At 70.9% G+C, this 9523-nt stretch carries 8 protein-coding genes; 2 read left to right on the top strand and 6 right to left on the bottom strand.

Annotation, left to right across the window (positions count from 1 at the left end):
• Both Q7L65_RS26860 and Q7L65_RS26855 read left to right on the top strand, forming a co-directional pair.
• Positions 1–348: hypothetical protein (locus tag Q7L65_RS26860; RefSeq protein ID WP_304726455.1), on the top strand; the 348-nt coding region annotated here is incomplete at its 5' end.
• 118 nt (positions 349–466) lie between these two features.
• Entirely contained in the window at positions 467–2578 is a 2112-nt protein-coding gene (locus Q7L65_RS26855; protein ID WP_304726453.1) for a methyl-accepting chemotaxis protein, read from the top strand.
• 69 nt (positions 2579–2647) lie between these two features.
• Here the strand turns inward: Q7L65_RS26855 and tgt are convergent, their stop codons facing one another.
• From tgt to tpiA, 6 genes are all read right to left on the bottom strand, one after another.
• A complete protein-coding gene (tgt, locus tag Q7L65_RS26850) occupies positions 2648–3883 on the bottom strand; it encodes a tRNA guanosine(34) transglycosylase Tgt (RefSeq protein WP_304726450.1) in 1236 nt (411 codons plus the stop codon).
• Between the two features lie 452 nt (positions 3884–4335).
• A complete protein-coding gene (locus Q7L65_RS26845; RefSeq protein ID WP_304726447.1) occupies positions 4336–4830 on the bottom strand; it encodes an Hsp20/alpha crystallin family protein in 495 nt (164 codons plus the stop codon).
• 133 nt (positions 4831–4963) lie between these two features.
• The gene (locus Q7L65_RS26840; RefSeq protein ID WP_304726445.1) at positions 4964–5443 is read right to left on the bottom strand and encodes a MarR family winged helix-turn-helix transcriptional regulator; all 480 of its coding nucleotides are present in this window, start codon (positions 5441–5443) and stop codon (positions 4964–4966) included.
• 108 nt (positions 5444–5551) lie between these two features.
• On the bottom strand, positions 5552–7231 hold the full coding sequence (locus Q7L65_RS26835; protein ID WP_304726443.1) for a DEAD/DEAH box helicase: 1680 nt from the start codon (positions 7229–7231) through the stop codon (positions 5552–5554).
• On the bottom strand, positions 7228–8751 hold the full coding sequence (gpmI, locus tag Q7L65_RS26830; RefSeq protein ID WP_304726441.1) for a 2,3-bisphosphoglycerate-independent phosphoglycerate mutase: 1524 nt from the start codon (positions 8749–8751) through the stop codon (positions 7228–7230). Before gpmI ends, Q7L65_RS26835 begins: the two co-directional genes overlap by 4 nt.
• The gene (tpiA, locus tag Q7L65_RS26825; protein ID WP_304726439.1) at positions 8748–9509 is read right to left on the bottom strand and encodes a triose-phosphate isomerase; all 762 of its coding nucleotides are present in this window, start codon (positions 9507–9509) and stop codon (positions 8748–8750) included. The genes gpmI and tpiA overlap by 4 nt, the downstream gene beginning before the upstream one ends.
• Positions 9510–9523 lie beyond the last annotated feature (14 nt).

Below are 9523 nucleotides of genomic sequence, written 5' to 3'. Positions count from 1 at the left end.
CCCCCGACTTGCCGCCAGCCGCCGCCGCAGGCGCCGGCGCGCCGCAGAGCTGCGGCGGGCGCCGCGAGAGCGGGCGCAGGCGCCGCCGGGTCAGCCGCTGCACGCGGCAGACGACCCGCCGGCGGCCCGCAGCGCACGGCGGCCGCGCCGAGACGCGACTCCGGCCGCGCCGCCCGGCGCGTGATGGCGCTGCTGGCGGTCTTCCTGCTGATCGGCGCCGGCACGGCGATCGCGATCGTCGCGACCGGCAACCGCGACAAGGCCGTCGACGTCAAGCGCGTCGTGTCGAGAAACGCCCAGGATGCCGTGCAGCAGCTGCAGGACATGATCGGTCGCAACACGAGATAGTTGGACAAAAGCTAGGTGCGTGACCATGCAACATGGCAAACGCACCTCAAGCTGAACGTCAACACGCCGAGAACCAGGGGCATCAGTTCGACCCAGTTCCAGGAGACCCTTTCTCGGCATGACGACCCATCCGCTCACAGCAATCTCTGATCGGTCCTCCGACGGGGGACGCCGAGTTTCGATCTTCGCCAAGCAGATGGGCGCGACAGCGACGGTGATCGTTCTGATGGCGATCGTCGGCGTCGTCGCCGTCACCAGCCTCGCGAAGGTGAATGACAGGGCCGAGACGATGTACAGATCGGCCGCGGAGCCGCTTGCCCAGCTCGGGACCGCGCGCGCGAAGCTCAACGAGCAGCGCGCCTTCACCAACAACCACTTCCTCGAGACGACCGCCGCCGGCAAGGCGGAGGTCGCGGCGAAGATCGAAGCGAACGAGCCGCTGATCGACGACGCGCTCGGAAGGGTGTCGAGAACGCTGCGGACGGAGGAGGCGAGAACCGACTTCGCGCAGTTGCAGCAGAACCTGACGGCCTACCGCGCGGCGGCCGCAGAGGCGCTCAGACGCTCGCAGACCGCCGGCGCCGAGGAGGCCTACGCGTTCAACAAGGCGACGGTCCTGCCGGCCTTCACGGCGGTCGCCGACAAGTTCGAGTCGCTGTTCGACTCAAAGGTCAAGCTGTCGCAGAGCGAGAACGCCGAGATCGAGAGCACCTACAACTCGAGCCGACTGCTGACGTTGCTGCTGATCATCGCCGCGATCGCGATCGGGACCGCCGTCTCGTGGTGGGTCGCGCGCGGCATCCTGCGCGGCGTGCGGCAGATGGTGAGAGCAGCCGACCGGATCGCTGACGGCGACGTCGACCAGCGGATCGAGGTCAGATCGCGTGACGAGATCGGCCAGCTCGGCGACTCGTTCGAGCGCATGATCGGCTACGTCAGAGAGATGGCCGCAGCGGCGGACCAGCTCGCCGGCGGCGACCCGAACGTGTCGGTGCAGGCGCGCTCCGACAGAGACGTGCTCGGCAACGCGTTCATGCAGCTGACCGTCTACTTCGAGGAGGCCGCCAGCGCCGCCCGTCAGATCGCCGAGGGCGATCCGTCGGCGGACGTGCGGCCGCGCTCCGAGCGCGACGTGCTCGGCAACGCGTTCGTCGAGATGACGGCGTACCTGAACGAGATGGCGCGCGCGGCGCAGCAGATCGCGAGGGGCGACATCTCCGCCGAGGTGCGGCCGGTCTGCGAGCGCGACGCGCTCGGCAACGCCTTCGTGACGATGACGCGCAACCTCAACGAACTGCTCGGCGACGTCTCGACCGGCGCCGCGACGGTCTCCTCCGCCTCCCAGCAGATGGCGGCCACGTCGGAGGAGACAGGCCGCTCGGTCGGCGAGATAGCGGCCGCGATCGGCGAGGTCGCCGGCGGCTCGCAGGAGCAGGTGCGGCGGATCGAGTCGGCGCGTGCGACGGCCGTCGATACGAGCACGGCGGCCTCCACCTCGGCGCAGTCAGCCGAGCTGACGGCGACCGCCGCCAACGAGGCGAGCGCGGTCGCGCGCCAGGGCGTCGAGACGGCCGAGCAGGCGAGCGAGGCGATCCGCGAGGTGGCCGACTCCTCGGCCGCCGTCAGCGACGCGATCGAGGCGCTGTCGGGCAAGTCGGAGCGGATCGGCGGGATCGTGCAGACGATCACCGGGATCGCGCAGCAGACGAACCTGCTGGCGCTCAACGCGGCGATCGAGGCGGCGCGCGCCGGCGAGCAGGGGCGCGGCTTCGCCGTCGTCGCCGAAGAGGTCCGCAAGCTCGCCGAGGAGTCGCAGGACGCGACCGCCGAGATCTCGGCGCTCGTGTCCGAGATCCAGCACGAGACGGCGCGCAGCGTCGGCGTCGTGCAGGCCGGCTCGACGCGCACGACGGAGAGCGTCGATGCGGTGCTGCGCACGCGCGAGGCATTCGTCGAGATCGGCGCCGCGATCGACGACGTGTCGTCGCGGATGGGGCAGATCGTCGACTCCGCCGCGACGATCTCGCAGCGCAGCGAGCGGATGCAGGCCGACATCGGCCAGGTCTCCTCGCTGGCGGAGCAGTCGTCGGCGTCGGCCGAGCAGGTCTCCGCCTCGACGCAGCAGACGTCCGCCTCGACGCAGGAGATCGCGGCGTCGGCCTCGGAGCTGGCGCGCACCGCCGAGCACCTGGAGGGCCTCGTGGCGCGCTTCCAGCTGGCGGCGCGGTAGGCGTCCTGCACAGCGGCGGCGCCGGCCTGACCGGTGCCGCCGCGACCAGCCGCGGCGCGCCGCTGCTGCTCAGCCCGCCGGGCGGCCGAGCGTCAGCGCTCGTCCGTCCGGCGCCGCGCCGGCGCGCACGGCGTCGGCGACCTGCGCCAGCGTGCCGCTCGCGACGGCGCCGCGCAGGTCGGCCATCAGCCGTGCGATGTAGGAGAGGTTGTGCAGCGTCACGAGCCGCAGCGCCGTCAGCTCGTGAGCGCCGAAGAGGTAGTGCAGGTAGGCGCGCGTGAAGCCGCCGCTGCAAGCCGGACACGGGCAGTCGTCCATGATCGGCTCGTTGGCGTGCTTCATGCGCCCCTTCGTGAGGTCGATCCGCCAGCGTCTGGCGGGATCGGGCACGAGCGCCATCCCGTGGCGGCCGATCCGCGTCGGCATCGCGCAGTCGAACGTGTCGATTCCCAGCTCGACGCCGCGCACGAGGTCGTCGACCTCGCCGATCCCGAGCAGGTGGCGGGGCTTCTCCGGCGCGACCTGCTCCAGCTCGTCGGTCGCCCAGTCGACGACCTCATACATCTGCGGCTTGTTCTCGCCGAGCGAGCCGCCGATCGCGACGCCGGGTGCCGTCGTCTGCGCGATGTGGCGCGTCGCGGCACGCCGCAGGTCCTCGTAGACGCCGCCCTGGGAGATCGAGTAGAGCACCTGACCGGCCGGCTGATGCTCGTCGCGCCAGGCGATGCAGCGGTCCAGCCAGCGGTGCGTGCGCTCGGTCGAGCGCTCCGTGTACTCGCGCGTGACGTGGAACGGCGTGCACTCGTCGAACGCGAGCGCGATGTCGGAGCCGAGCGCGGCCTGCACCGCCATCGAGGTCTCGGGCGCCATGAAGCGCTCGCCGCCGTCGATGTAGGAGCGGAAGCGGACGCCCTCCTCCTCGATCGCGAGGATCGCGCCGGCGCGGTCGGAGCCGCTCGGCGCGCGGCCCTTGATCTCGTCGGCGACCGTCCCGTGGCCCATCGAGAAGACCTGGAAGCCGCCGGAGTCGGTGATGATCGGGTCGTCCCAGCGCATGAACTCGTGCAGCCCGCCCAGCTCTCTGACGAGCTGCTCGCCGGGCGACAGGAACAGGTGGAAGGTGTTGCCGAGCACCATGTCGTAGCCGAGCGCCGAGACCTCGCGCGGCTCGAGGCCCTTGATCGTGCCCTTCGTCGCGAGCGGGACGAAGGCCGGTGTGCGCACCTGACCGTGCGCGAGGTTCAGCACGCCTGCGCGTGCGCGCGAGCCAGGGTCGCGGTGGTGGATCTCCAAGAGCGGGGCCATCGTCGCTGGACCCTAGCGGGACCCGCGCCAAATCGAGCCCGCGGTCCCGAGGGGCCGCGGGCTCGTGGCGGTAGGTGGCCTTGGACTGTCGAGATCACCCAGCCGCGCAGGCCTGGGAGCGCTCGATCGACGGCCGGCCTGGCCGACGACTCTGGCAGTTGCACCCATTGGATGGAGGTCCTAGGTGCAACGACAGAACGGAAAAGAGCCTAACACATTTATGATGAAAGAGAAGCGTTTTTTCAAACATTTCCGACCATCAACGGACATTGAAGCGCTTTGCATGCCGCTCCGCAAGTCGGGAGGACGAAAATTCTGCATGCGATTCGGAAGAGCGAAACGGCGCGCCTGCGCATCCCTCGCGAACGACGAAGAGCGCCGCTCCGCCCGAGCGGGCGAAGCGGCGCTGGTGCAGCCGTCGGCTTCAAAGCCGCTGAGCGCGGCGAATGCCCCTACGTCTGCGAGGTCGACGCTCTGCCCTCGATCTCGGCGGGCCCGCCGGTGCCCACGTCGATCGAGATGCGCCGCGGCTTGCGCTCCTCGGGCTTCGGGACCCGCACCTCCAACACGCCGCGGTCGAAGCGCGCCTCGACGCCGTCGGCGTCGACCCCCTCCGGCAACGTGAGCGAGCGCGAGAACGCCCCGTGCGCGCGCTCGACCCGGTGGAAGCCGGCGCGCTCGGACTCGATCGCGCCCTTCCGCTCGCCCGCGACCGTCAGCACGCGGTCCTCCAACTCGATCTTCACGTCCTCCGGCGAGACGCCGGGCAGATCCGCGCGCAGGACGAAGTGGTCTTCCGTCTCGAGCAGGTCCATCGGCGGGATCCAACGGCGCGCGCCGGCCTGCCCCGCAGCCGTCTGCGTGTCGAAGAAACTGTCGAAGAGACGGTTGACCTCATTCTGGATCGAGTTGATCTCGCGGATCGGCTCCCAACGTACAAGTGCCATGACGGTTCCTCCTCTCGGACGGTTATCTGTTGTAGCTCCAATATGAAATCTAAGTCGCCATGTGTCAAGTCTTCCGATGAATTCGGACATGCCAAAATCGCCCCTACTGGGGCGAACATCGGTCGGCGGTCGGTCAGGCCTGCGACGCGGGCGGCAGCAGGCGCGCCCAGTACGCGGCGAGCTGTTCCAGCTCGGCCTCGTCGAAGTGCTCCAGGAAGCCGCGCCGGATGCCCGCGTGATGCGTCGGACGGGCGGCGTCGAGCAGCTCGGCGCCGGCGTCGGTCAGAACCGCGAAGGCGCCGCGCGCGTCGTTGGGGCAGGCGGCGCGCTGCAGCAGCCCGTCGCGCTCCAGCCGGTCGACGAGCCGGCTCATCCCGCTGCGGCTCAGCAGCACGGAATCCGCCAGGTCGCACATGCGCATCTTGCGCTCGGGCGCGTCGGCGAGCTGCATCAGCACCTCGTAGGAGGTCAGCGGCAGCCGGTGGGCCGCCTCCAGCTCCGCGTCGAGTCTCTTCATCAGCGACGCGTGGACCCTCAGGAGGCCCTTCCAGGCGCCCAGCTCGGTCGGGCCGAGGCCGAGGGCGGTGGTGGCTGCCTGTGCTGCGGGAGTCATTTCAGTCGCGGACATGTCGATCGAACGGCGGTAGGTGGTGCTTCTGAGCGCGACGATAGCAGCGAACGACGACGCGTCGGGTCAGACCAACCCGCCGAGAAGCCCCGCTCAGCGGCTCTTCTCGACCTCTCTGCGCAACCGTTCGTTCGCTCTCTCCAGCTGTTCCAGCGTCGACTTGCCGACCGACGCAGCGCCGACGGCGCGATTGATCCGCGCGTTGATCTCGCGGTGCTCCTCTCTCCCCCGCCGCGCGATCACCGCGACGAGTCTGCTGCGCTCCTCGCGCAGTCTCTCGCGCCGCTGGTAGGAGGAGGTCGGGTCGTCGGCCGCGCTCGGAAGCACGTCGACCGGGTCGGCCCGCCTCGTCTCGGCGATCCCGCCGCCGAACGCCATGAACGCCGCCGACGGTCTCGCCGCCGCGACCGGCTCGGGATCGCCGAACAGCATCATGTTCTCGCCGATCTGGATGTGCGCGTCCGGGCGCGCGTCGGAGTAGAGCGCCTCGTAGACGCCCGGCTCGCTTCTGCGCCGCTCCGGCGGCTCGTCCAGCTCGCCGTCCTCGACGCCCGGCTTGAACTCGATCGCGTGGTTGCGCTCCTCCTCGATCCGCGAGGCGAGCGCCTTCAGCGTGATGTCCGACGGCAGGAACAGGAAGCTCATCTGGTGGCGCGGTCTCGGCGAGCGCCGGATGAAGCGGCCGACGACCTGGCGGAAGAACAGCTCGGTGCGGGCGCTCGTCGCGTAGACGCCGACGCGCAGGCGCGGGATGTCGACGCCCTCGGAGACCATCAGCACCGACACGATCCAGCGCTGCGTCCCGGCCGCGTAGCGCGCGATCCGCCGCGACGCGTCGGCCTCGTCGGAGGTCACGATCAGCGGCGGCTCGCCCGATATCCGCTCCAGCTGACCGGCGAGCTGGATCGCGTGCGCCTTGTCGATGGCGATTACGAGCCCGCCCGCGTTGGGGTGGTCGCCGGAGCGGATCTCGCCCAGCTTCGCGTCGGCGTCGATCAGCACGCGCCTGATCCAGTCGCCCTCGCCGTCGAGCGCGGTCCGCAGCCGGCGCGCGTCCTCGTTGCGCGGCAGCACGACCGAGAAGTCGGCACGGCGGCGGCGGCCGTCGCTGGTCCACTCCATGTCGCCGTCGTAGGGCTGGAACGTGATCGGGCGGCAGACGCCATCCAGCAGCGCCTGCGTGTACGAGTAGGCGTAGCTGGCGCTGGAGACGCCGTCGGCGTCGTACTCGACCCACGGGATCGGCGAGTTGTCGGAGCGGAACGGCGTGCCGGACAGCAGCAGCCGCGTGCGCGCGTTGGCGAACGCGTCCATCGCGGTCGCGCCCCAGGCCGCGTGCTCGCCCATGTGGTGGGGCTCGTCGGCGATCAGCATCGTGCGCCGGCCGTTGCAGGCGATCCGGTGCGGTCTGGCGCCGGCCGCGACCGCCTGGTACGTGACGACGACGCCGTGGCGGTCGGACGGCTCCGGCCCCTCGGAGTTGGGCCGGTTGGGCTCCAGGTCGATCCCGTAGCGGGCCGCGTCGGCGGCCCACTGGCGGCAGATGTGCGCGGTCGGGGCGAGGATCGCGACGCGCTGCACGGCGCCGCTGGAGAGCGCGTCGTAGGCGGCGCGCAGGCCGAACGTCGTCTTGCCGGCGGCGGGCGTCGCGGACGCCAGGAATGCGTCGCCCTCGTGCTCGGCGAGCGCCGCGATCGCCTTGCTCTGCCAGTCGCGCAGCGGCCGGTTCTCCGGCCAGGGCGGGAGCGTCTTGCTGCGGCCGGCTGAACTCACGAATCGATCAGGGAGGTGCCTGTCATCTGCGCCGGCTGGTCCTCGCCGAGCAGCTGCAGGAGGGTCGGAGCGACGTCGGCGAGGATCCCGTCGGCGCGCAGTCTGAGGCCGGCGGCGGTCACGATCACCGGCACCGGGTTGAGCGAGTGCGCGGTGTTCGGGCTGCCGTCGGGCTCGAGCATGTGGTCGGCGTTGCCGTGGTCGGCGGTGATCAGCAGCACGCCGCCGCTGTCGTGGACCGCTCTGACGACCTCGCCGAGGCAGGCGTCGACCGTCTCGACCGCCGTCACTGCCGCCGGGATCACGCCCGTGTGGCCGACCATGTCGGCGTTGGCGAAGTTGATGATCCCGAAGCGCGGCTGGTCCTCGTTCCAGGCGTCGACGAACAGTCTCGCCGCCTCGTGCGCGCTCATCTCGGGCTTGAAGTCGTATGTCGGCACGTCGCGCGGGGAGGCCGCCAGCTCGCGCCGCTCGCCGGCGTACGGGTGCTCCTCCCCGCCATTGAAGAAGTACGTCACGTGCGGGTACTTCTCGGTCTCGGCGACGTGCAGCTGCTTGCCGCCGCGAGCGGCGAGCGTGCTCGCGAGCGTGATCTCCGGACGAGCAGGCGGGAACGCGATCGGGTACGACCAGTCCTCGTTGTACTCGGTCATGCAGAAGTAGTTCGCGACGGCAGCAGCGCCTCTGCGGTCGACATCCTCGAAGCCCGGCGCCGCCAGCGCGAGCGTGATCTCGCGCATGCGGTCGGGGCGGAAGTTGAACGCCAGCACGGCGTCGCCGGGACGGATCGTCGCTTCGTCGCCGACCGCCGTGGCGGTGATGAACTCGTCCGTCTCGCCGCGCGCGTAGGCCTCCTCGGCGGCGGCCCGCGCGCTCTCGACGTGGTGGGCGGCGGTGCCGTGCACGAGCAGGTCGTAGGCCTGCTGCACGCGCTCCCAGCGCTTGTCGCGATCCATCGCGAAGTAGCGGCCGACGACGGTGCCGATGCGGCCGCTGCCGGCCTCGGCGAGCCAGCCCTCGACGGTCGCGAGGTAGTCCGCGCCGGCTCTCGGCAGCGTGTCGCGGCCGTCGGTGAAGGCGTGGATCACGAGGTCTCTGACGCCCAGCTGCGCGGCCAGCTCGATCAGCGCGTGGAGGTGTCTCATCGCGCTGTGGACGCCGCCCTCGGAGACGAGCCCGATCAGGTGCACGCGCCCGTCTCTGCCGGCCTCGAACGCCTCGCGCACGACGGCGTTGGCGTCCAGCGTGCCGTTCTCGGCGGCCTCGTCGATGCGCGTCAGGTCCTGCTTGACGACCGCGCCGGCGCCGAGGTTGAGGTGACCGACCTCGGAGTTGCCCATCTGTCCCTCGGGCAGGCCGACGGCCTTGCCCTTCGCGATCATCTGGGTCGTCGGGAAACGCTCCCACAGCGCGTCGAAGACGGGCGTCTGCGCGAGCGAGATCGCGTTGCCGGGACCGGCCGGGGCGAGGCCCCAGCCGTCCAGCACGACCAATGCCACGCGAGGGACGGGCAGGCTCATGCGCCCGCGGCCTCGACGATCGCGGCGAACGAGGCGGGGTCGAGGCTGGCGCCGCCGACGAGCCCGCCGTCGACGTCCGGCAGCGCGAGCAGCTCGGCCGCGTTGTCGGGCTTCATCGAGCCGCCGTAGAGGACGCGCAGCCGCTGCGCGGCGTCGTCGGAGCGCTGCGCGACGAGCGCGCGCACGAACGCGCACGCCTCCTGCGCCTGCTCCGGCGTCGCGGTCAGGCCCGTGCCGATCGCCCAGATCGGCTCGTACGCGATCACGACGTCGGCGAGCCTGTCGTCGGCGACCTTCGCGAGGCCCTCCTGGATCTGATGGCGCAGCTTGCGCTCGGTGTCGCCGCGCTCGCGCTCCTCCTCCGCCTCGCCGACGCAGAGGATCGGCTCGAGGCCGGCCTCGAGCGCCTTCGGGACCTTCAGCGCGAGCGCCTTGTCGGTCTCGCCGAACAGCTCGCGGCGCTCGGAGTGGCCGAGCACGACGCCCTGGATCTCCAGCTCGGTCAGCATCGCGGCCGAGACCTCTCCGGTGAAGGCGCCGCTGTCGGCCTGGTGCATGTTCTGCGCGTAGACGCGCACGGCGCTGCCGCGCGCGGAGTCGACCATCGCCTGCAGCGCCGTGACCGGCGGGCAGATGCCGATGTCGACGCCGTCGGCGGCGAAGACGTGCGGCAGCAGGCCGGAGATGAACTCCTCCGCCTCCGCGATCGTCTTGTTCATCTTCCAGTTGCCCGCGATCAGCGGGGTGCGCGAACTCATGTGGAAACCTCCAG

The sequence above is a fragment of the Conexibacter sp. CPCC 206217 genome (assembly GCF_030646165.1).
Taxonomy (GTDB): domain Bacteria; phylum Actinomycetota; class Thermoleophilia; order Solirubrobacterales; family Solirubrobacteraceae; genus Conexibacter.
The sequence above is the reverse complement of the archived record's forward strand: the minus strand, read 5'-3'. Positions and strand labels throughout refer to the sequence as shown.